The following is a 20,352-nucleotide window of genomic DNA, read 5'->3' on the forward strand; positions in this document are numbered from 1 at the left end:
TCGGCAAAATGGTAGAGTAGAGTCAGCAACAGCACACTTTGCCAATGACGGTTGAACTTATTGCCAAACTCAGCGATCCCATTGTCAGTGCCGGACAGGGGGCACAGCGCCAACTGGAACTAACGTTAGCGGCACAGCGACAACAACAGCAGCGCGCTCCTCTCAATCTCTGCCTGATTTTGGATCACAGTGGCTCAATGGCATGGCAACCTTTGGCAATGGTCAAGCGAGCGGCTCAGTCATTAGTGGATCGATTACAGCCGAGCGATCGCCTGAGTATCGTGGCCTTTGATCACAAAGCTCAGGTGTTAGTGCCCAATCAATTTGTGCAGGATAAAACCGCAATCAAGGAGCAAATTGCAACCCTTGAGCCAAGTGGTGGCACTGCCATTGATCTGGGGATGAAACTGGCCCTGACAGAGTTGGCCAAAGGCAAACAGGGAACCATCTCCCAAGCCTTTTTGCTCACCGATGGCGAAAATGAGCACGGCGATAACCAACGCTGCCTTGAACTGGCCAAGCTGGCAGCAGAGTACAACATTACGTTTAATACCTTAGGGTTTGGCGTTCACTGGAATCAGGATGTCCTCGAGCAAATTGCCGATGCAGGCGGCGGGCGGCTGATGTTTATTGAGTATGCTGAGCAGGCGATCCCCTGTTTTCAAGCGCTCTTTAGCCACATTAGCAGCGTGGACTACACCAATGCCCATGTCCTATTGACCCTGAGTGAGGCGGCACAACTAGGGAACTTCAAACCAGTCAACCAAGTGGCTCCCGATACGATTGAACTCACCTACGACAGCCCCACCCCCCACGAGTATGTGATTCGGATTGGCGATGTTTCCGCTACCGTCAAACGCACACTCCTGATCACCCTGAGTACCCAACCCTTGCCCCCAGGCTCTCACCTCATTGGTTTTGTCCAAGTCCGCTACGATGACCCCGTGCAGCAAGCCACTGGCCTTTTCTCCGAGAGGATTCCCCTGACGCTCACAGCAGAACCAGAGCACATCCCCCAAGTGGATCCAGAGGTGCAGCAGAGCATTCTCACCCTCGAAAAATACCGCAAAACGAAACTGGCGGAAACGAAACTGCAATCGGGAGACACCGCTGGCGCTGCCACCTTTCTTCAGAGTGCGGCCAAAACTGCTCTCCAACTGGGGGATACGGAAGCCGCAAAAGTCCTTGAGGCCTCGGCTCAAGAGCTACAGCAACAATCCACCCTCAGTGAATCAGCCCTTAAGCGCACGCGCATTGCTTCAAAAACTGTCCTGAGCAATCCCCCCTCAAATTAGCCACAGGGCATCGCCATTGCGGCAACCCAACACCCTTTGGGCACTGCCGCCATTAACGGCTAACTCAATAAACCCATGACTGCCTACTAATGCCATCAGATGTTGAGGTGGAACATCACCATAGGTGTGGACGAGGGGAATCTGCTGCCCCTGAATCTGAATGTGGTGGTAGCCCTTGGCTAAAAGCGCCGCAGGGAGTGTGGTGATCACATTGCCAAAGTGATCAATCGCTTGAATCCAACCTTGGATGCCTTGGGGGGTGATTTCATAGGTGAGGTGGGGCAAGCGCACCAAACTGTCTGGCTCAATGGCAGAGCCAAGGCGCGCGAAATCTGTTCCTGCGCCTAAATGGGCGGCCACGGGGGCAAAAATATCCCGCCCATGGAAGGTAGCACTGGGGTTGGGGGTACGCCAAAACTGCGGCTGGGTGAGTTCAACCACTCGCCGCGGGGGATAGCGATCGCCCACTAGACTAAAGACCCCATTATCGGGTCCCACACAATAGCCAACCCCCAGATCAAGGGCGATCGCCCGCCGACGGGTTCCCACCCCCGGATCCACCACCACGACATGCACCGTTTGCGGGGGAAAATAGGGCACCGCTTGCAGCAGTTGAAAACTGGCCGTGCGACAATCCTGCGGTGGAATTTCATGGCACAGATCAATCACTTGGGCTTGGGGATCAATACTTAAAATCACCCCCTTCATCACCCCCACATAAACATCCTGATGGCCAAAATCCGTCAGCAGGGTAATGCAGCGAGCCATAGGCAGTTCACAGAGACAGTCGCTTAAACAAGGGTTCAGGAATCCAACGAATGATCACCATGATCCAGCGCCAGATGGGTCGCACATAGATCACATCTTTCTTTTTTTCTATGGCTGTGAAGATCGCATTGGCCACTTCCTGCGGCTGAGCAGTGAGTAGGGGGGGCAACCTCATGCCTTCGGTCATCCGTGTCCTCACGTAGCCCGGCAAAACCGTTAAGACCCGAACCCCCGATTTGGCCAAGCGCTGCCGCAACCCCGACAAAAAGGCTGTAAACCCCGCCTTGGCAGAGCCATAGCAGTAATTCTTTGCCCGCCCCCGTTCCCCGGCCACAGAGGAAATCCCCACTAACGTCCCAAACCCCCGCTGCTCAAACATATTGGCAAAGAGACTCAAAATAACGACTGGCCCCTCATAATTGGTGCGCATCACTTCAAGGGTAAGGGATAAATCTTGCTCACATGCCTTTTGGTCTGGCATAAAGCCAACAACGCAGATCACGATCGCGGGTTGCTCCGGGAGTTGCTGGATAAAACTTGCATGGGTCTCCACCGCTAAAACATCAAATTCATGGACACTGACGGCCACGCCGTAGCGTATTTCCAGATCTGCTTTATCTGGCTCTAGGCGACTCACCTGTCGTGCCGCCAATTGAATCGGATAGCCCTGAGCTGCAAACCGCTGGGCGATCGCCCGCCCCATATCGGAAGTTGCCCCCAAAATCAGCACAGGCGCCCTCATAGATGTAACCTCTTTGACTGTTCCGAAGCAAAATTCACCGTCCACTGTTGGGCATCCCTGACCTTGACAAACGTTTCTACCCGAGCATCGGACTGGCGCAGGCGCATCGGCGTCAAATGGCTATCCTTGGCAAGGTAAAAGCGACCCCCATAGTGTAGGGTGATCTCCTCCAGTTGATCCAAAACCTTGAGGGTGCGTTGCGACATCGGAAAGTCCAAGGCCAAGGTATAACCCGCCATGGGAAATGAAAAATAACCCTGTTGATCCCCCAACTTCTTCAAGACCGCCAGAAAGGATCCCGCTCCTGCGGCTGACGTGCAATGCAGTAACGCCGATAAACCTTCACGGGCAGTGCTCAGGGGCAAGACACATTGGAACTGGACAAAACCGCGCCGCCCATAGATGCGATTCCATCCCAATAAGCTATCAAGGGGATAGAAGAAGCGATCCCAATCCACGAAGGACTGGCTGGCTTGCCGTTGCTGATTGAGAAAATACAGTTGATTAAAAGCGCGAACCGTCAAGGGATTCAAGGCACCATTGGGAAAATCCACGGGAATCGAGAGTTTGCGTCGTTGCGGAGTCCGCAGTGGCCTTTGGCGATATTTGGCTGGCAACTCCTCCCGTGTGGCATGTTCGCCCAGTATGAGCACAGACCGTCCTAACTGCGAACCAGTCGCCAGACAATCAATCCAAGCCACGGAGTAGGTCACGTCCTGAGCCGCCTCAAAGAGATCAATGACCTCGTCTAAATGCTTGGCGATGCGGGTCGTTTGGCGAATCCACGCGGTTTCAATGGGGCGCAAGCGAAAGGCGGCTCTGAGGATCACCCCCGTCAAGCCCATTCCCCCCACCGTCCAGTAAAACAAATCCTGATTTTCGGAAGGGGAGCAGCGATAAATTTGCCCCTCACTGGTGAGGAGATCCAGCCAGTCCAAACTCTGAACAAAACTGCCCTCTTTGTGGTGATTCTTGCCATGAACATCAGCCGCAATCATGCCCCCCACAGTGACAAACTTTGTACCGGGGGTAATCAAGGGAAACCAACCGCGAGGCACAAAAATCTCGAGAATCTCCGCCAGCAGCACCCCCGCCTCAGCAATCAATTGACCCGTGTGCGGATTAAACCCCAATAGGCGATTGAAGTGGCGCATTTGCAGCGTTGCTTCGCCATTGAGGGCGCTATCGCCGTAGGCACGGCCATTTCCTCGGGCAATGAGCGGCAAATCCCTCTTGAGAAGCTGGAGAATTTCGGATTCTGAGCGCGGGCAATAGACATGACAGGTCTGCACAGGATACCGCCCCCAGCCGCAGAGCGGTTGTAGATAGCTCCTATGGGTGATGGGAAAAGACATATCGTTTATCTAAGTGATACTTGACAACATAGCCAATGGCTAGACCAATAATGGCGCCAATTTCGCGCATGAAATGGCTGTGCCAAATCAACCAAAATACAGTTTCAAATCCCCAAAAGATGGCCGTTGTGAAAATCCCCATCGAAGCATACAGACTAAATTGACGGCTATAGTGATGCACACCCTTTTTATGATCAAAAAAAATCCAGCGCTTATCCAGATAGTATTTCACTACCAAACCCACGAGGGTACCCACTGCCACTGCGGTTATAAAATAAGGGAAACTATTATCAATGAGTAATATCACCCTTTGAAAAAATAAATTCATAAAGGTGGCAATAACCGCAAAAACTGTATAGCGAATAATCAGAGTTTGCAAACTCATAGAATCCCACCAAGAATAAAGAGAACTAGGCAGATCAAGAAACAAATTTGACTTTGGCGATCTTTAATTGCATAAACAATTGGATCATAGTGCATCAACCCGCGATGGGTCAGCAGGATGGTGCGGGTAATCCAATATAGCAGCACACAGCAAATACCCCAGAGCACCTGTGGTCTTGTGTAAAGAAGCTGCACTTGGGGAGAGTTGATATAGAGTGCCAGCACCAAAATTGAGACATAACCCGCCCCAATGGCCATCATGCTAATAATCGGCAAATCGTCAATATGATAGCTCCGACCACTGGTCTTGAGTTGTTTGCGGTGACGATGATCCACCAGTTCTGCTTGCCGCTTGACTGTTGCTAGGCAAAAGAAGAAAAAGATGGAGAAGGCCAAAAGCCAGACACTGAGGGAAATTTTTGTGGCAACCGCACCCGCAAAGATGCGAATGGTGTAAAGACCAGCCAGCGTGCAAATGTCAATAATAATCCGTCGCTTTAGGTAAAAGGAGTAGGCAGTTGTGAGACCATAATAGGCCAGCAGAATGCCCAGAAATGACCAACTAATAGTGGTGGCGATCGCCATTCCCAGTCCTAAAAGCACCAAAATCATCCAGATGCCATGACAGAGGGGAAGATCCCCAGCGGCAAAGGGACGATGACGCTTGCGGGGATGGGCGCGATCGGCCTGCAAATCCAAAAGATCATTTAAGACATAGACACTAGAAGCCGTGAAATTAAAGGCAACCACTGCCAACAGCGAAATCCAAAAGGTTGGTAAATCAAATTGATGTGCCGCGAGCATAGGCACAAAGACCAAACTATTTTTCACCCACTGATGGGGGCGGATTTCTTTCAGGTAGGGCTTAATACTTCGTTTTGCGCTGCCGAGATGTTCCACATTGGGATTAATTTGCTCGACTTTTTTGCGTAGCCGAGGAGACGCATTGACCGTCATTGCTTTGGCCGCAACTGCCCACACAGGCAAATCAGCCTCAGAGTCCCCCATGTAGATAAAGTTTTTCTCACCAAAACGCTCTATAATGAACCTTGCCTTATGCTCTCCCTTCAAATTAAGCTGGCCATCAGACCCATAAACCTCGTCAAAAAGCCCTAAATGGGCAGCAATCTTATCAGCAATGAGTTGATCAGTGGCAGTGACGAGAGCAACCTTACCCCCCCTTGCTTTCCAAGCTTGGATATACTGAATAACTTCTGAATTATAGGGTAGTGATGTAACCTCTATTTTAGAGAGAGTGGCTAATTTTCTTTTGATCTGGGCGCGATTAAAACTTCTTGTTTTGAATAATTGAATTAGAGACTGACTAAAAGACGACCAGATTAATTCCAGCAGAACATCTGTTTTCAGTAGTGTTTTATCTAAATCAACTGCAAGGTAAATCATCTATTCATGCCAGAAATAGAAAGGCGGAAGTAAAAAATGGGATAGATAGAACTCTATTGTCACAGCGATTTAAGGTCATGGGTGATTACTCAGTGAGCTAGATGAGTTTAATTTTGGAATAATTTGATAAATAATTCCTTTTTGCTCAAGTTGATATTTTTTGATCACTTCATCTAACTGATAATAAGCAGGTGGTTCAATTGCTGCAATAAATATCTGATTATCATCAATATTGCGATCAATCCAATTTACAACTCCCTCCGAAAACAGTCTTTCTACAAAAATTAATCGAACATCTGTCCTATACTTATCAATGGTCTGAATAAATAGTAAAGGTCTCCACAGTGTATAATCTGCTATCAAAATACCATCTTTGGATACATTACTTAAAGCCGTTTCAGCAAATAGTCTAGGTGAGTAGTCTCCATTTTTAGGTGGCCATAAGAAGTACCAATTATTATCTCGCAATGGTGCTACTCTTGCTCCAACTATATCTATTTTCGTAATTTCACTAAATTTAACTGCGGAAAAATATGTGATTGGGGGAATTAATGCAATTGCTAAAAACAGTAAAATAATATTCCTACGAAAGAAAGGATATAGATGTGTAAGATAGGCAATCCCCAAACCAACAAAAACCGAAAATGCTGGATAGACATGAATATAAACATTGAATTTATCAGGAATAGAACTTATCGACCCTGCATATATGAATGTTCCGCCCCAAATGATAATAGGTAATGCCTCAAACACACGAAACCAAATAGAAGCAACGACTCCAACTGAGCCAATTAAAATAGAGAGACCAAAGTAATTATATGCCAGATAAGCAAAAAATTTAAAAAATTCACGTAAAGGCGAAACTTCATAAAATGAATTTTGAGTCATGACCAATCCAAGTGCCTTGAAAATACTTTGACCTGAAAGTAATTCCAAGAAAACATTGTTCCAGTATGTATGAGAAACTAGAAAGAAGATAGCTAGACAAATAGCAAAATTAGCTAGATTAGTCTGCCTCCATCGAATGAATGTTAAGGAAACGATAGCTACTAGAAGAATTAAGCCAGTTGGCAGATGAAGTAAACTAAATCCTGCTAAACCATAGGAGAGTAACAAAAAGTATTTCGAGTGGTGTGCATTGTAGCGACTCCAATAGACTATGCTGCCAAGAGTTGCAAAAGCTAATGTAGTACTAAAAGTATAAACTTCAGCAATGACTGACAGCAGCCAAAAACTGTGAGATACAATGAGGCTAGTACCTGCAAGAACAGAGGCAGTTCTATTAAGGGTAATTACTTGTACTATCCATGTTACCAAGGCTACGGTTACTGCACCAAAGAAAGCCGAAACAAAATTAGCCCTAGCACCGACATCACCAAAAGGAATTGCTTGGAAAAATTGGCCTATTGAAAGGAATAACTTATACTCTCGATGACTACCTATGAAAGTTGTATCTTGTGTACTAAGCATTCTGAGAGCAAGATCGGCACTATCACCCCATGATATTGTAGGCGCAAGTGTTAGTGTATAAATTATTAAACCAACTAAAAAGGTAATTGAAGGAGTAATTAAGCTATTATATGAGGTTGAATTGATAGAGCGGCGCATATCCTCAGAATAATTAAAATATCAGAATTGTTACTGAAAACTACTGTGACCATACAAAATCCGTGTATATTTTAACATCTTAACACAAAACACAAAAGCCTGTGATTAGCACTACTTTTCCCAAGAATTCTGTGATCCTTCGTGAGGAGACCTCAGTCACAAACATACTACAGGAACTTGGTCAGAAGTGTTGAATCCTGCAACAAAACTTAACATTTTAAGTGACCAGTAGCTCTGGCTGCCAATCAAAGCTCCAATGCACTATCGAGCAGCGACGACTGAGTTCCAGTTGCAAATATCGCAATTTGTCTAATAGCTTCTTCCCAAAGTATTCAGTTATCTCCACCAGCTCTAAAATTAAATAGGCAATTAAAACCATATAAATCTGATTTATCACCCCGTTCAAACTCTTCGTAATCAACTTGTCTAATGATAAATGCATCTTCAGAAATTTCCATAGGTTCTCAATCGCCCACCGATGCCGATATAACTCACTCACTTCCTCATCACTCAGCTCCTTTAGATTTGTCGCTATACGAAACTCCCTTTGATTCTCGTCAAAAAATTGAACCACGCGATATCTCTCATGATTGAGCTTTATTCTCATGTTATTCTTGATACGTACAACAAATGAGCACTTCCTCTCACTCAGTCGCTCTAAAAATTGCCAGCTCGCAAACCCTCTATCCATGATTACAACAGCATTTGTAATCCCTGCATGATTCAAGCGATAAAATAAGGCTCTCATACTGGTTAACCCTTGGTCGAGAACGTAGGTCAACCAGATTTTGAAGAACAATTGAGAGTTCAGCACGGGGTAGTCACAGGGGCTGAGCCGATTGAGAATGGACTTGACAAGAGTTGCAAAAGATGCCATAGTAAGTTGACTGTTTTTCTTCTTTTAAGGGAAGAATATGACATTTCTTCCCTTTTTTCTAGCCTCTCAAACTATCTTTCAACACTTCTGTGCCAACGCCATCCCTTAAGTTGACAATTATTTCTTAAGCCTATGGCCACAGCGTCAGCGTCTATACCCGATTGGCTGCTCAACCTCATGCTTCTTGCTATTCAGGATGGTCGAGAATGGGGATACGAGTTTCTTCGTGATCCCCACTGGGGTGGCGATCGCGATCGCATGGCCAACCACGCAATTTATGAAGCCACCCTCTGGTCAGTGGGTTCTGGAGTCGCCACTGGCGTCATGGGCTGGGCTGGCATGCCCCTCGAAATTGCCTACTTTTACTATGCCCAAATCAAGCTGGCAGCGGCGCTGTTCATCATCTATGGCTTAGATCCCGAAAACAAAAATGTGCTGATGATGCTGATTCCCACTGCCTTGGGGTTTACTGCCGCTGAACTTGCAAACCACTTCGGTACCCAATTTTGTCGGCAAATCTTCAAGACCTTTGGCCGGCGGGCGGCGCAAAAAAATTTATCCCAAGTGCTGATGGCAGTCTTCAGGCAGCTGCCGCCTCCCCTTTTGCGGCAGATTTTTGGCAAAGCCTCGAGCAAAAGTCTCACCCTACCTGCGCAGGCCGTTCCCCTTGTGAGTGGCGTGATTGGCGGGGCGACGAATGCCGTCATGATGAACATTTGCGGTCATGGGGTGTGTACGGTGATCAAAACGTTTCGATCGCCTAGTTAGGTGTCTTCGACAGGCTCAGACTCTAGGACGGTTTTCAGCGTTGCGGCTAGGGGAATGGCCAGCAAAATTCCCAAAAAACCTGCCACCCGTCCGCCAATGAGCAGAGCAATAAACTGCCAGAGGGGATTCAGGCCCATCAAGTCCCCCAGTAACTTTGGGGTAAGCACGTTATCCTTAATTTGTTGCAAGACCACAGCAATCACGAAAATATTCAAAGCCAGCCACGCATTCTGAAAGAGGATGAGCAGTGTCACTAAACCAATGCCCAAGGTCGCCCCCACCACAGGGATGAGCTGGGCAATACCAATGATCAGGGCAAAGAGAAAGCCAAAATTGACCTTGAAGGCGATCATAAAGGGAATCAGGGCAAGAAACATAAACAACCCCAGAAAAAGCTGTGCTGAGAAAAAACTGCGAATATTCAGCCGCAGCGAGTAATCCACCATCTGTCGCCAAGGCTTGGGTACCAGTTTCATGATTCCGCGCCAAATTTCACTGCCATAAAAGAGCATATACACCGTTAGGATTAGCACGAGGAGCACATCAACAAATTTAGTTAGGGTTGTAATCGCCACACCGGGTAACATGGCGGCAATCCCTTTGAGCTGGATCGTCAGCTCTTCCATCAAGTCATTCACCCCCACGGGAAAGCGGTAGCGGCGCAGTAGTTGATCCAGATGGCGCAAATTTTGATTGCTGGTATCCGCCAACTCTGGCAGTTGATTCAGGAGTTCTTCCGCCTGTTGAATAGCAAGGGGGAGCAGCAACAGCATCAAGACACTGACCACTAAAAGAGTAATCAGTAACACAAGGGCGATCGCATTCCGCCGCCGCAAACCACGAGCACAGAGGCGAATCACCACTTGATTGAGCAAAAAAGCCAAGATGGCGGCAATGACAAGGAGATTAATCGGATATTCAAAGTAAAGGTAAACCTGCTCCGCCACCCAGAGATTGAGGACAATCAAAGGTCCCGCTATTAAATAGGCAAGATACCGTTGCCAACTCTGCGGCGGGCCAGACCATCTCATGGGACTCTAGGTTGAATGACTCCTAGGCAGGCGAGTGCGTAACCAATTGCCCAGCACCAGCAAGCCCACGATCGCCAGTGTGCCCCAACCCAAGGGACTCGGATACCAATAGGCTGCCTCTAGGTGATTCAGATAACCGGGCATCAATGTCCAAGTCAGGCGATCGCCCCTTTGCTGAACATGAGGATTGACCACGGTATCAGCAGTAGTGGCTGGACGCTCAATCGGGCGTGCCCCCCAAGGGGTTTCTAGGGCAAGTTGAAACTTCAGGAGCGACTGCGGTGCCACCAAAACAGCTTGATCACGGGACTCAATGCCCAAGGGGCGCAGATCAATGTCATAGCGAAAGCGCTCCCGTACAAAGAGCAACCAGTTCTGGTCAAAAATCTCCGCCTCAGCAGTGACTTGGGGAAGATAGGGCACACCACCGATGCGGTTGAGGACAGTGGCCAATTGCTGGCTGGTGTCAAAGGGAATCGTCAGCTGAAGATGGGTTTTATCGCGTTCCTTGACCACTCCCCCCAAGCGGCGCGCCTGCTGAATCACCTGTTCTGTAAAAGGGAGATCGGGTTGGGGCAGCGTCAGCGTGTAGGTTAGGCTCCCCCCAGTTTGTCCCTGATGCTGGATGACCATATCTGCTTGGACGCATCCACTCAAACAGACCACAAGGGGTATCAAGAGCCAAAGTATCCAGCGCTGCATTCCGCCTCTATTCCTTTCCTTGGTTTTGCTGTGCAAGATTATCCTATCTTGGGATGCTGCCAAGGCACAAAAAAACACCCCGAACAGCTCAGGGTGTCGCCATAACTTGTCTAGGCTAATCTAGGCTATTTGTTGGGTTGAGGTGTCAACCGCAGATAGGGCTTAACAGCATTGAAGCCCTTGGGAAACTTCTGCTTCGCCTCTTCATCGCTGAGGGAAGGCACAATCACGCACTCTTGACCCTCTTGCCAGTTGACGGGGGTGGCCACACTGTAGTTGTCCGTCAGTTGCAGCGAATCAATCACCCGCAGAATCTCAGCAAAGTTACGCCCCGTGCTCGCGGGATAGGTCAAGGTCAAGCGCAGGCGTTTTTGGGGGTCAATGATAAAGACTGTGCGCACCGTCAGGTTGTTGAGGGAGTTGGGGTGGATCATGTCGTAGAGGTTGGAGACTTTTTTATCTTCGTCTGCCAAAATCGGGTAATCCACCTTGACGTTGTTGACTTCTTCAATGTCTTTGATCCAGCCGAGGTGGGACTCCACACTATCTACACTCAAGGCCAAGGTTTTGACATTGCGCTTCTCAAATTCTGAGCGTAACCGCGCCACTTCGCCCAGTTCTGTCGTACAAACGGGGGTGTAATCCGCTGGGTGGGAAAACAATACAACCCAGCTATCCCCTGCCCACTCATAGAAGTTGATTTCCCCCATGGAAGAGGCTTGGGTAAAGTTGGGTACGACATCCCCAAGTTTTAGGCTCATAGATGGTGGCTCCTAGGCTAACGATGTATCTTTAGCTACGGATTCTATCTTGCCACAAACTCTCGTTTATCGGTCGGAATATAGAGGAAAATATACAAACCGATAGAATTGGATAGGATTTAGGGTTGAGAATTTTCAATCGTCGTTGCCTTTAGGGTCTGGACATACTGCTGCACCTTGAGGTCAATACCCGTAATATCCGTGCCCACGACCACTGCCCAAGCACCCAAATTCAAGGCTTTTGCAGCCATTGTGGAACTGGCAATCCCCCCTTCACAGAGAATAGGGACATTGAGGTGCTCAACAAGCTGACTCAGGAGCGCCCAACTGGGGGGTGGGGTATGCGCCGTGGTTTCGGTGTAACCAAAGAGGGTCGTGCCCACCCAATCAGCACCGGCAGCAACCGCCGCTTCAGCACTTGCAAGGGAGTCAATGTCGGCCATGACGGGCTTGCCCAGTTCATCGTGAATTCGCTGAATCAAGTCCTGTAGGGGTTCAGGGCGCGATCGCGCTGTGGCATCGAGGGCAATCACATCGGCACCGGCAGCAGCAACGGCCACTGCATCGGCAAAGCGAGGCGTAATATACACGGGGTACTCGGGCAACACCTGTTTCCAGAGGCCAATAATGGGCACCTTTACCGCTTGGCGCACCGCCTGAATATGGGCTGGGGTATTGATGCGCACGGCCACTGCCCCCCGTAAAACAGCGGTTTTTGCCATGGCTGCAATAATCTCTGGGACGGCTAGGGGAGAATCGGGCGGTGCTTGGCAGGAGACAATCAGACCGCCGCGAATTTGCGTTGCTAGGTTCATGGTGTCTCTAAATGCAATTTCTGGCGGGCGATCGCCCCCAGTTCTAAGGCGTGACCACTGACCTTCTCTAGTAAATAAAGACAATGCTCTGGCCGCAGGAACGTGCCATCGTTGCGACAGACCCCCGTGTAGATCAGGCTCACCATTGGCCAGTGGTCTTGGTGCTCCTTGAGGCGGATCTCCAGCAGGCGATCGCGCAAATTCACCACTTGGGTTTTCCCTGACTTGGTGGTTAGCTCATAGAGAATTTCAGGGGTGGCTCGCAAATCCTCTAACCACTGTTGCCAAGTGCCCCGCTCCACGGGTTCAGGGGTACGGATGAGCAGTTCATAAGTAGCTGCCCGCAGGGCTTGACTCGCTGCCGGTTCACTTAAGGGCACCACTTCCCAGGTGTAAAGGGGCACCTCCGCCGGCAGTTGTTGCCGCAATTGCTCCAGCACCGTTGGCGGATCCACCTCGCGATAAAATTCCAGATCAACAATTTCGCCATAACTGGTCACCCCAAGGGGCAAGGCGCTGGCGGTGGAGATGCGGGGTGAAGGATGAAATCCCCCCGTAAAGGCAATGGGTAGATGGGCACGGCGTACTGCTCGCTCAAAGAGGCGCAGTAGATCTAAATGGCTGAGAAGCGTCATTTCCCCAGTTTTCCCAAAGGTGAGGCGCAGACGTTGCACCCGTTCTTGGGGGGCTTGGGGCTGACCTTGAATGGGCGGAATCGGGGGGGGCGGCACGACCACGTTATGGCCAAAGTCAATGCCACAGACGCCACAATGGGAGCAGCCCTCAAAGGAACAATCGGGAACGACCACCGCTTCTAGGGCACGGTGCAAGTCTTCCTTCAGCCATGTTTTACTAATGCCCGTATCAATGTGATCCCAAGGCAGGGGAGCATCGAGGTTGTGGCTGCCACCACTAAAGACATTCCACTCACCCGCTTCCAGTTGACGGTATTTCCAGTCCAGGCCAGCTTCTTGAATGGCTTGCGTCCAAGCGGCATAGGCGCGATCGAGGCTTTCCCACCAAGAATCTTCCCGTGCCCCCAATTCCCACGCGCGGCGGATCACTGGCCCCAGTTGGCGATCGCCCCGACCGACAAAGTCTTCCATTGCTGAGATGCGCACATCGGTAAAGTTGGCCTTTAGCCCCTTGATCGTGCGGAATTCCGCCTTCAGTAGCTCCTGTTTGCGTAGAAACTCACTGGTGGAGACCGCGTGCCACTGGAAGGGCGTATGGGGCTTGGGGGTAAAGTTGGAAATGGTCAGGTTAAAGCTCAGGGGTTTGCGTCCCTTGATCCAGCATTCTCGCTTCAGCCAACGGATCGTTTCAGCAATGCCTAACACATCGGCATCGGTTTCCCCCGGCAGGCCAATCATAAAGTAGAGCTTGACCTTATCCCAGCCCTGTTCGTAGGCAGTTTTGACCCCCCGCAGCAGTTCCTCATTGGTCAGACCTTTGTTAATAATGTCCCGTAGCCGCTGTGTTCCCGCTTCCGGGGCAAAGGTCAGTCCCCCTTGGCGCGTGCCCCCCACAATATGGGCAATGTTTTCATCAAAGCGATCCACCCGCTGGCTGGGGAGTGAGAGGGAGATGTTCTCGTTTTGCAGGCGGTTTTTAATTTCCACACCCACGGCGGGCAAAGCCAAGTAGTCGGAGCAACTTAACGACAGTAGCGAAAACTCGTTGTAGCCCGTGGCGCGCATCCCCGTTTCAATGGCAGCAATCACCTCATCGGGGGCAACATCGCGGGCAGGGCGGGTGAGCATCCCCGGTTGGCAAAAGCGACAGCCGCGCGTACAGCCCCGGCGAATTTCCACCGTCAAGCGATCGTGAACGGTTTCTACATAGGGCACCAAGCCAATGGCATAGTGGGGCATCGGGGTAGCTACTCGCCGCAAAATGCGCTCAGGCACATCGGGGCGATTGGGTTTAACAGCGCCATCCCCTTGGCGATCGTAAAATTGCGGCACATAGACCCCCGGCACCTGTGCCAAATCCAATAGCAAGTCCTGCCGACTCAAGCCGGCTCGTTTGCCTTCTGCCACCACGAGGCCAATTTCGGGCAAGAGTTCCTCGCCATCCCCAAGGGCAAAAAAGTCAAAGAAGTCAGCGTAGGGTTCAGGGTTTGATGTCGCTGTCTGTCCACCGGCAAAGATAAGGGGAATCTCTTCTAGGGGTGCCTGTTGGCGTTCTCGCCAAGTCAGGGGTAAGCCAGCCAAGTCGAGCATTTCCAGAATGTTCGTGGCACCCAACTCATAACTGAGGCTAAAGCCAATGAGGTCAAACTCCCGCAGGGCACGGCGCGATTCCACAGCAAAAAGGGGAGTTTGGGTCACTCGCAATTTGGCGGCTAAATCCGCTGCGGGTAAGTAGGCGCGATCGCACAGTTGATCGGGGACGGCATTGAGAATGTTGTAGAGAATAATGTGTCCTAAGTTCGAGGCGCCCACCTCATAGATTTCCGGATAGCTGAGCACCCAGCGCACCGTTGCGGCCTGCCATGGCTTATGAACCGCTCCTCGCTCATTGCCCAAATAGCGAGCAGGTTTGAGAATCTCTGGGGTGAGCAACTCAGTAATCGGAACAACCATGACTCATGAACCCAATTGCAAACATCTAGGGCAGTAAAAAACGGGATTCCCCAGTGGGCATCGGGGGGGGGGTTCGGGGGGCGCCAAAAGTCCAGCACTGCCAGGTTGGGGAACGGGGGGCAAAACGGTGGGAGGTCTCGATGTCGGTTCTGGCAGTGTTGTTTGGGGTTGGGGACGCTGGGGCGTAGTCGTGGGTAACCCCGCTTGCTGGGCGTAGAAGGTGGCCAGTGTGCTCACCAAGGCATCCCGTTGTTGGCGATTGAGTTGGCGAATAGCAGCAATATCCCCTTCCATGGGGTTGACTGTCAGGTAAGAACGTCCCGGATAGGTTTCTCCCCGCAGGAAGTCATTCAGCCCCAAATAGTCAGCAAGGGAAATTTTCCAGTCAAAACGGTAGAGGGGCGATCGCCCTTTGACCGTGGTGTGATAGACAATGAATCGCTCTAGGAGGGTACTCTCCGGCGCGGGCTGACGATTTTCTTGGCGGATATAGTGGTTTTCCTTCGGTAAAGCGGGCAATTTGGGATAGAGGGTTTCTGCCACCAGCCGCGGGTTAATCAGAATTTGGGCAGTGGCATCGGGTAGGTTGGGGTCAGGTTGCGATCGCCCCACACTCCAAGTACTGCTCAGGGGCAACCACAAAAGTGCCAGCAAGCACCCCCCCGTCACCCAGCCCAAAAACGTCCAGCCCCGTCGTCTTCCCATGGCGCCTAATCTGCCAGTAACTCCGGTTGAGCAATTTCATCGGACATTTCGATAATGGCACGGGTCACCGGCTTCAGGGGCAGATCATCGAGATCTTCACTGGCCTCTAGCCCCCGCCGCTGTTTCGCCCGGTTGGCAATTTGCACCGTAATCCGATAGCGATTGGCGGAGTGCTTGATTAATTCTTCCGCTCGGCGGTTAATTTCCAAGGCTGAGTAATGAAGGCGCTTTTGCATGGTCAGTCTTTTCCTTAAACGTGGGTGGCCATTGCTTGTAGGGGTTGTGGTGTCGGTGTCACAAAGGGCTGGATAATGCCGCCCCCCAGCAGGCGATCGCCCGCATACCAAACCGCCGCTTGCCCCGGCGTTACCCCAAATTGCGGTTCAGCAAACTCCAATTGTACCTGCTCAGCGTTGGCAGCGGGAATGATGGTTACCGGCACCGGAGGAGTACGATAGCGAATTTGTACCGTGGCTGTGATCGGTTCTGTGGGAGGGGGAATCGAGACCCAGTTCACCCGGGCCACTGTACACTCACGACGGCCGGCGGTGGCACGATCGCCGACAATGACGCGATTGTGTTCCCGATCCAAGGCCACCACATAAAGCGGTTCAGGTGCCGCAATTCCCAAGCCTTTGCGCTGGCCAATCGTATAGTGGTGAATCCCCTGATGGTACCCCAGCACCCGGCCATGGACATCGACAATTTCCCCTTGCTGACTGGGCAGATACTGATCCAAGAATTGGCGCATGGAGCCATGGGCTTCAATCAGGCAGAGATCTTGGCTTTCCGGTTTACTGGCGGTGTGCAGGCCATACTGCGCCGCGAGGGCACGGGTCTGCGCCTTGGTTTGCTGACCAAGAGGAAACAGCACATGGGCCAGAATCTCTTGGGGCAAGTCATAGAGAAAGTAGCTTTGATCCTTATGACGATCCACCGCCCGCCACAGTTCATAGCGATCGCTCGTGGGATTGTATTTCACTTGGGCATAATGCCCGGTAGCAATGTAGTCAATCCCCAGTTGCTCACGGCTATAGGCGAGCATCGGCCCAAACTTCACCAAACGGTTGCATTGGGAACAGGGCAGCGGTGTCACCCCACTGGCGTAGCCACTGACTAGATAGTTCACAATATATTTCTCGAAAATTTCGCGGCTATCCACAATATGGTGAGGGACTCCCAGCTCCTCACAAAGACGCGCCGCATCCACTAGCCCCTCAGAGCAGCACTGCCCCTTACCCTTCATCAGCCACAGCGTCAGACCAACAACGGGGTACCCTTGAGCTTTGAGGCTAGCAATGGCCACGGAACTATCAACACCGCCGGAAAGGCCAACAACAACCGCCGGTAAATCGGACATTGTTAAGATTCACAAAAAATCTACCTCTTTTAGGGTAGCATCCCTACTTTCGCAGCGCAGGCCATCGCAATCGGCTATAATCGGGAGACAAGGTTGGCGAGTAATCGCCGCTTGAGTTTTTTAAGTAGAGCGATTCTTGAGTTCGGTTTTAGGGAAGGTTGGTTACGTGACAGTCGTCTCTCCGAAGTCAGCGTCAACACATGGTTCAATTTTTGCTTTGGAGCAGATCAGATTATGTCTATTTATGTCGGCAACCTTTCCTACACGGCCACCCAAGAAGACCTAGAGGCCGTTTTTGCCGAGTACGGTTCCGTCAAACAAGTCTACTTACCGGTGGATCGGGAAACAGGCCGTAAGCGGGGCTTTGGTTTTGTGGAAATGTCCACGGATGCTGAAGAAGAGGCGGCGATCGCTGATCTCGACGGTGCCGAGTGGATGGGACGGCAACTCAAGGTCAACAAGGCACGCCCCCGTGAAGCCATGGGTGGTGGCAACAATCGTTATTCCCGTAATCGCTAACTCCCGCAACTAGCCCTCTAGGAGGTGCTATATCGGCTCTGCCAATGTGGTAGAGAAATAATAACGACCTGCTGAATGCAATTGGAAAGGAACATCATCACTATGGCGCGCATGTATTACGACGCAGATGCCCAATTAGAACTCCTCAAGGACAAAACGATCGCCATTATTGGCTATGGCTCCCAAGGCCACGCCCATGCCCTCAACTTGCGGGATAGCGGTCTCAATGTTGTGGTGGGTCTCTATGCCGGCAGTCGTTCTGCAGAGCGTGCCCGTGCCGATGGTCTAGCGGTGCACTCCGTGGCGGAAGCCGCGAAACTGGCCGACTGGATTATGATTCTTCTGCCCGATGAAGTTCAGCGGGTTGTTTATGAGCAGGAGATTGCCCCCCACCTGCAAGCGGGGAATGTTCTTTCCTTTGCCCACGGCTTTAACATTCACTTTGGCCAAATTGTGCCCCCCGGCAATGTGGATGTGGTGATGGTGGCGCCCAAAGGCCCCGGTCACCTCGTGCGCCGCACCTATGCCCAAGGGGAAGGGGTACCCTGCCTGTTTGCGGTCTATCAAAATGCCAGTGGTCAAGCCCGCGATTTAGCCATGGCTTACGCCAAGGGGATTGGAGGCACCCGTGCCGGCATTCTGGAAACCACCTTCCGCGAAGAAACAGAAACCGATCTGTTTGGTGAGCAAGTGGTGCTCTGTGGTGGCCTCAGCGCCCTGATTAAGGCTGGCTTTGAAACGTTGGTGCAGGCCGGTTATCAGCCAGAGCTGGCCTACTTTGAGTGTCTCCATGAAGTGAAGCTGATTGTGGATTTGATTGTGGAAGGGGGGCTTGCCAAAATGCGGGACAGCATCTCCAACACCGCAGAATACGGCGACCTCACCCGTGGCCCACGGATTATTACCGAGGAGACCCGCGCGGAAATGCGCAAAATTCTCCACGAAATTCAAACGGGTCAATTTGCCCGTGAGTTTGTGCTGGAAAATATGGCGGGTAAACCGGGCTTTACTGCAATGCGGCGACGGGAGGCAGAACACCCCATTGAACAGGTGGGTCAAGAACTGCGTTCCATGTTTAGCTGGTTAAAACGGGCTTAAGCTTTGCCCTAGGGGGCACCAATGGCGATTATTTCATCGCAAAATTCACCGCCGGAGCGATCGCGCCCCCCTTCACTGCTCTCCAATCAACTCACCCCAGAGGAACAGCACGCGCCGGCTGAAGAGTCCCTACGTCCCCGCTCTTTGCAGGACTACATTGGCCAGCAGGAACTAAAAGATGTGCTGCACATTGCGATCGAGGCAGCCAAGGCACGCCAAGAACCCCTTGATCACCTGCTGCTCTATGGCCCGCCGGGCTTAGGGAAAACCACCATTGCCTTGATCTTAGCGGCAGAAATGGGGGTCAACTGCAAAGTGACCAGTGCCCCAGCTTTGGAACGCCCCCGCGACATTGTGGGTCTCTTGGTGAACCTGCAAGCGGGGGATATTCTCTTTATTGATGAGATTCACCGCCTCTCCCGCATGACCGAGGAACTCCTCTATCCCGCCATGGAGGATTTTTACCTTGATCTCACCGTGGGCAAACAGCAAACGGCACGCACGCGACGACTGAAACTCAATCGCTTTACCCTTGTGGGAGCAACCACCCGTGCCGGTGCGTTGACCTCGCCCTTGCGCGATCGCTTTGGTTTAGTGGAGCGCTTGCGCTTTTATCATCCCGAAGAACTCCAGCAGATCGTTCAGCGGGGGGCAGCCCTCTTACAAACTCCCATTACTCCTGAAGCCGCTCTAGAAATTGGCCGCCGCAGTCGGGGTACCCCCCGCATTGCCCTGCGGCTCCTGAAGCGGGTACGGGATTATGCCGCTGTGAAACACGATGGCACGATTAGCCTAGAGGTGGCTACCGCTGCCCTTGAACTGTTCAATGTGGATCCAGCAGGCTTGGATTGGAGCGATCGCCGGCTCCTCAGTCTGATGATTGAGTCCTATCAAGGCGGGCCTGTGGGCATTGAAACCCTTGCTGCAGCCACTGGTGAGGATGTGCAAACCATTGAAGAGGTCTATGAACCCTACCTGCTCCAGATGGGCTATCTGCAACGAACCCCCCGAGGCCGCGTTGCCACTCCCCGCGCTTGGCAACACCTAGGCTATACTCCACCAGAGAACCAGTTGCCGTTGTTATCTCGTCCCCATGACCCCTTGTCTTAAGACCCAACTCCTCTATGAGACCGACTATTACCTTTGGCTTAAGGAGACCGTTGCCCAACTCAAGGCAGGGGACTTCGACAACTTAGATGTGGAAAATTTAATTGAGGAGATTGAGAGCTTGGGTCGAAGCGAAAAACGCGCCCTATTCAGCTATCTACTGCGTCTTTGTGAGCATCTTCTCAAGCTCAAATACTGGGAAACTGAGCGACAATACTGCTATAGGGGTTGGCTGTTGGAGATTAGTCATTTCCGTTTAGAAATTGCACTAATTTTGCAGGATAGCCCCAGTCTTCAGCCATTTGCAAAGGCATCTTTCCTAGATTCCTATCAAAAGGCAAGGAAAAATATGCTGAAGGTGATTGGGTTATCCCCTGACGTGATTCCGGAAGTCCCCGACTTCACAATGGAGGAAGCTCTAGACGAGGAGTGGCTGCCTTGGCAATCTGACCTCAATTCATAGAA

The 20,352-nt window shown here is 51.1% G+C and carries 21 protein-coding genes; 6 read left to right on the forward strand and 15 right to left on the reverse strand.

What is annotated here, in order from left to right; all coding sequences use genetic code 11:
- The first annotated feature begins 44 nt into the window (after nt 1-44).
- On the forward strand, nt 45-1,295 hold the full coding sequence (locus M0644_RS04360) for a VWA domain-containing protein (protein WP_286626751.1): 1,251 nt from the start codon (nt 45-47) through the stop codon (nt 1,293-1,295).
- On the opposite strand, the gene M0644_RS04365 is transcribed toward M0644_RS04360, so the two are convergent.
- The 7 genes from M0644_RS04365 to M0644_RS04395 all read right to left on the reverse strand — a co-directional run bounded on the left by M0644_RS04365 (nt 1,287) and on the right by M0644_RS04395 (nt 8,433).
- A complete protein-coding gene (locus tag M0644_RS04365) occupies nt 1,287-2,063 on the reverse strand; it encodes an S-adenosyl-l-methionine hydroxide adenosyltransferase family protein (RefSeq protein WP_149818507.1) in 777 nt (258 codons plus the stop codon). The genes M0644_RS04360 and M0644_RS04365 overlap by 9 nt on opposite strands.
- Before the next feature lie 7 nt (nt 2,064-2,070).
- Nucleotides 2,071-2,805, reverse strand: coding sequence for an SDR family oxidoreductase (locus M0644_RS04370; protein ID WP_286626754.1), 735 nt, complete (start codon nt 2,803-2,805; stop codon nt 2,071-2,073).
- On the reverse strand, nt 2,802-4,160 hold the full coding sequence (locus tag M0644_RS04375) for an FAD-binding oxidoreductase (RefSeq protein WP_286626755.1): 1,359 nt from the start codon (nt 4,158-4,160) through the stop codon (nt 2,802-2,804). Before M0644_RS04375 ends, M0644_RS04370 begins: the two co-directional genes overlap by 4 nt.
- A complete protein-coding gene (locus M0644_RS04380; RefSeq protein ID WP_286626756.1) occupies nt 4,138-4,545 on the reverse strand; it encodes a GtrA family protein in 408 nt (135 codons plus the stop codon). The genes M0644_RS04375 and M0644_RS04380 overlap by 23 nt, the downstream gene beginning before the upstream one ends.
- On the reverse strand, nt 4,542-5,948 hold the full coding sequence (locus tag M0644_RS04385) for a UbiA family prenyltransferase (RefSeq protein ID WP_286626761.1): 1,407 nt from the start codon (nt 5,946-5,948) through the stop codon (nt 4,542-4,544). Before M0644_RS04385 ends, M0644_RS04380 begins: the two co-directional genes overlap by 4 nt.
- A gap of 75 nt (nt 5,949-6,023) precedes the next feature.
- Nucleotides 6,024-7,556 (reverse strand): protein O-mannosyl-transferase family, encoded by a 1,533-nt coding sequence (locus M0644_RS04390; RefSeq protein WP_286626762.1) that lies wholly within the window; start codon nt 7,554-7,556, stop codon nt 6,024-6,026.
- Nucleotides 7,557-7,773: 217 nt separating this feature from the next.
- A complete protein-coding gene (locus tag M0644_RS04395; protein WP_399374240.1) occupies nt 7,774-8,433 on the reverse strand; it encodes a transposase in 660 nt (219 codons plus the stop codon).
- Between the two features lie 132 nt (nt 8,434-8,565).
- On the opposite strand from M0644_RS04395, the gene M0644_RS04400 reads away from it, so the two are divergent.
- Entirely contained in the window at nt 8,566-9,201 is a 636-nt protein-coding gene (locus tag M0644_RS04400; RefSeq protein WP_286626764.1) for an EcsC family protein, read from the forward strand.
- Here the strand turns inward: M0644_RS04400 and M0644_RS04405 are convergent.
- The 8 genes from M0644_RS04405 to mnmA all read right to left on the reverse strand — a co-directional run bounded on the left by M0644_RS04405 (nt 9,198) and on the right by mnmA (nt 17,163).
- Entirely contained in the window at nt 9,198-10,232 is a 1,035-nt protein-coding gene (locus M0644_RS04405; RefSeq protein ID WP_286626766.1) for an AI-2E family transporter, read from the reverse strand. The genes M0644_RS04400 and M0644_RS04405 overlap by 4 nt on opposite strands.
- A 6-nt stretch (nt 10,233-10,238) precedes the next feature.
- On the reverse strand, nt 10,239-10,934 hold the full coding sequence (locus tag M0644_RS04410; protein ID WP_190278220.1) for a DUF3153 domain-containing protein: 696 nt from the start codon (nt 10,932-10,934) through the stop codon (nt 10,239-10,241).
- Nucleotides 10,935-11,059: 125 nt separating this feature from the next.
- The gene (locus M0644_RS04415; RefSeq protein ID WP_149818527.1) at nt 11,060-11,695 is read right to left on the reverse strand and encodes a peroxiredoxin; all 636 of its coding nucleotides are present in this window, start codon (nt 11,693-11,695) and stop codon (nt 11,060-11,062) included.
- Nucleotides 11,696-11,814: 119 nt separating this feature from the next.
- A complete protein-coding gene (locus tag M0644_RS04420; RefSeq protein WP_286626769.1) occupies nt 11,815-12,510 on the reverse strand; it encodes an N-acetylmannosamine-6-phosphate 2-epimerase in 696 nt (231 codons plus the stop codon).
- The gene (locus M0644_RS04425; RefSeq protein WP_286626771.1) at nt 12,507-15,098 is read right to left on the reverse strand and encodes a TIGR03960 family B12-binding radical SAM protein; all 2,592 of its coding nucleotides are present in this window, start codon (nt 15,096-15,098) and stop codon (nt 12,507-12,509) included. Before M0644_RS04425 ends, M0644_RS04420 begins: the two co-directional genes overlap by 4 nt.
- A 3-nt stretch (nt 15,099-15,101) precedes the next feature.
- A complete protein-coding gene (locus tag M0644_RS04430; RefSeq protein ID WP_286626773.1) occupies nt 15,102-15,803 on the reverse strand; it encodes a hypothetical protein in 702 nt (233 codons plus the stop codon).
- A gap of 5 nt (nt 15,804-15,808) precedes the next feature.
- Nucleotides 15,809-16,039: a DNA-directed RNA polymerase subunit omega gene (locus M0644_RS04435; RefSeq protein ID WP_149818535.1), complete on the reverse strand. Its 231-nt coding sequence runs from the start codon at nt 16,037-16,039 to the stop codon at nt 15,809-15,811.
- 14 nt (nt 16,040-16,053) lie between these two features.
- Nucleotides 16,054-17,163, reverse strand: coding sequence for a tRNA 2-thiouridine(34) synthase MnmA (gene mnmA / locus M0644_RS04440; RefSeq protein ID WP_149818537.1), 1,110 nt, complete (start codon nt 17,161-17,163; stop codon nt 16,054-16,056).
- Nucleotides 17,164-17,397: 234 nt separating this feature from the next.
- Between mnmA and M0644_RS04445 the strand changes: the two genes are divergently transcribed.
- From M0644_RS04445 to M0644_RS04460, 4 genes are all read left to right on the forward strand, one after another.
- Nucleotides 17,398-17,682 (forward strand): RNA-binding protein, encoded by a 285-nt coding sequence (locus tag M0644_RS04445; protein WP_149818540.1) that lies wholly within the window; start codon nt 17,398-17,400, stop codon nt 17,680-17,682.
- A gap of 102 nt (nt 17,683-17,784) precedes the next feature.
- On the forward strand, nt 17,785-18,780 hold the full coding sequence (ilvC, locus tag M0644_RS04450) for a ketol-acid reductoisomerase (protein ID WP_286626778.1): 996 nt from the start codon (nt 17,785-17,787) through the stop codon (nt 18,778-18,780).
- A gap of 21 nt (nt 18,781-18,801) precedes the next feature.
- Nucleotides 18,802-19,890 (forward strand): Holliday junction branch migration DNA helicase RuvB, encoded by a 1,089-nt coding sequence (gene ruvB / locus M0644_RS04455; protein WP_286626779.1) that lies wholly within the window; start codon nt 18,802-18,804, stop codon nt 19,888-19,890.
- On the forward strand, nt 19,874-20,350 hold the full coding sequence (locus M0644_RS04460) for a DUF29 domain-containing protein (RefSeq protein ID WP_149818546.1): 477 nt from the start codon (nt 19,874-19,876) through the stop codon (nt 20,348-20,350). The genes ruvB and M0644_RS04460 overlap by 17 nt, the downstream gene beginning before the upstream one ends.
- The last annotated feature ends 2 nt before the right edge of the window (nt 20,351-20,352 follow it).

Source organism: Thermosynechococcus sp. B1 (assembly GCF_030322985.1).
Classification (GTDB): Bacteria; Cyanobacteriota; Cyanobacteriia; order Thermosynechococcales; family Thermosynechococcaceae; genus Thermosynechococcus.

Excerpts from the sequence above, each read along its gene's own strand:
- M0644_RS04360 (WP_286626751.1), top strand. The coding sequence starts at position 45 with ATGACGGTTGAACTTATTGCCAAACTCAGCGATCCCATTGTCAGTGCC.
- M0644_RS04365 (WP_149818507.1), bottom strand. The coding sequence starts at position 2,063 with ATGGCTCGCTGCATTACCCTGCTGACGGATTTTGGCCATCAGGATGTT.
- M0644_RS04370 (WP_286626754.1), bottom strand. The coding sequence starts at position 2,805 with ATGAGGGCGCCTGTGCTGATTTTGGGGGCAACTTCCGATATGGGGCGG.
- M0644_RS04375 (WP_286626755.1), bottom strand. The coding sequence starts at position 4,160 with ATGTCTTTTCCCATCACCCATAGGAGCTATCTACAACCGCTCTGCGGC.
- M0644_RS04380 (WP_286626756.1), bottom strand. The coding sequence starts at position 4,545 with ATGAGTTTGCAAACTCTGATTATTCGCTATACAGTTTTTGCGGTTATT.
- M0644_RS04385 (WP_286626761.1), bottom strand. The coding sequence starts at position 5,948 with ATGATTTACCTTGCAGTTGATTTAGATAAAACACTACTGAAAACAGAT.
- M0644_RS04390 (WP_286626762.1), bottom strand. The coding sequence starts at position 7,556 with ATGCGCCGCTCTATCAATTCAACCTCATATAATAGCTTAATTACTCCT.
- M0644_RS04395 (WP_399374240.1), bottom strand. The coding sequence starts at position 8,433 with ATGGCATCTTTTGCAACTCTTGTCAAGTCCATTCTCAATCGGCTCAGC.
- M0644_RS04400 (WP_286626764.1), top strand. The coding sequence starts at position 8,566 with ATGGCCACAGCGTCAGCGTCTATACCCGATTGGCTGCTCAACCTCATG.
- M0644_RS04405 (WP_286626766.1), bottom strand. The coding sequence starts at position 10,232 with ATGAGATGGTCTGGCCCGCCGCAGAGTTGGCAACGGTATCTTGCCTAT.
- M0644_RS04410 (WP_190278220.1), bottom strand. The coding sequence starts at position 10,934 with ATGCAGCGCTGGATACTTTGGCTCTTGATACCCCTTGTGGTCTGTTTG.
- M0644_RS04415 (WP_149818527.1), bottom strand. The coding sequence starts at position 11,695 with ATGAGCCTAAAACTTGGGGATGTCGTACCCAACTTTACCCAAGCCTCT.
- M0644_RS04420 (WP_286626769.1), bottom strand. The coding sequence starts at position 12,510 with ATGAACCTAGCAACGCAAATTCGCGGCGGTCTGATTGTCTCCTGCCAA.
- M0644_RS04425 (WP_286626771.1), bottom strand. The coding sequence starts at position 15,098 with ATGGTTGTTCCGATTACTGAGTTGCTCACCCCAGAGATTCTCAAACCT.
- M0644_RS04430 (WP_286626773.1), bottom strand. The coding sequence starts at position 15,803 with ATGGGAAGACGACGGGGCTGGACGTTTTTGGGCTGGGTGACGGGGGGG.
- M0644_RS04435 (WP_149818535.1), bottom strand. The coding sequence starts at position 16,039 with ATGCAAAAGCGCCTTCATTACTCAGCCTTGGAAATTAACCGCCGAGCG.
- mnmA (WP_149818537.1), bottom strand. The coding sequence starts at position 17,163 with ATGTCCGATTTACCGGCGGTTGTTGTTGGCCTTTCCGGCGGTGTTGAT.
- M0644_RS04445 (WP_149818540.1), top strand. The coding sequence starts at position 17,398 with ATGTCTATTTATGTCGGCAACCTTTCCTACACGGCCACCCAAGAAGAC.
- ilvC (WP_286626778.1), top strand. The coding sequence starts at position 17,785 with ATGGCGCGCATGTATTACGACGCAGATGCCCAATTAGAACTCCTCAAG.
- ruvB (WP_286626779.1), top strand. The coding sequence starts at position 18,802 with ATGGCGATTATTTCATCGCAAAATTCACCGCCGGAGCGATCGCGCCCC.
- M0644_RS04460 (WP_149818546.1), top strand. The coding sequence starts at position 19,874 with ATGACCCCTTGTCTTAAGACCCAACTCCTCTATGAGACCGACTATTAC.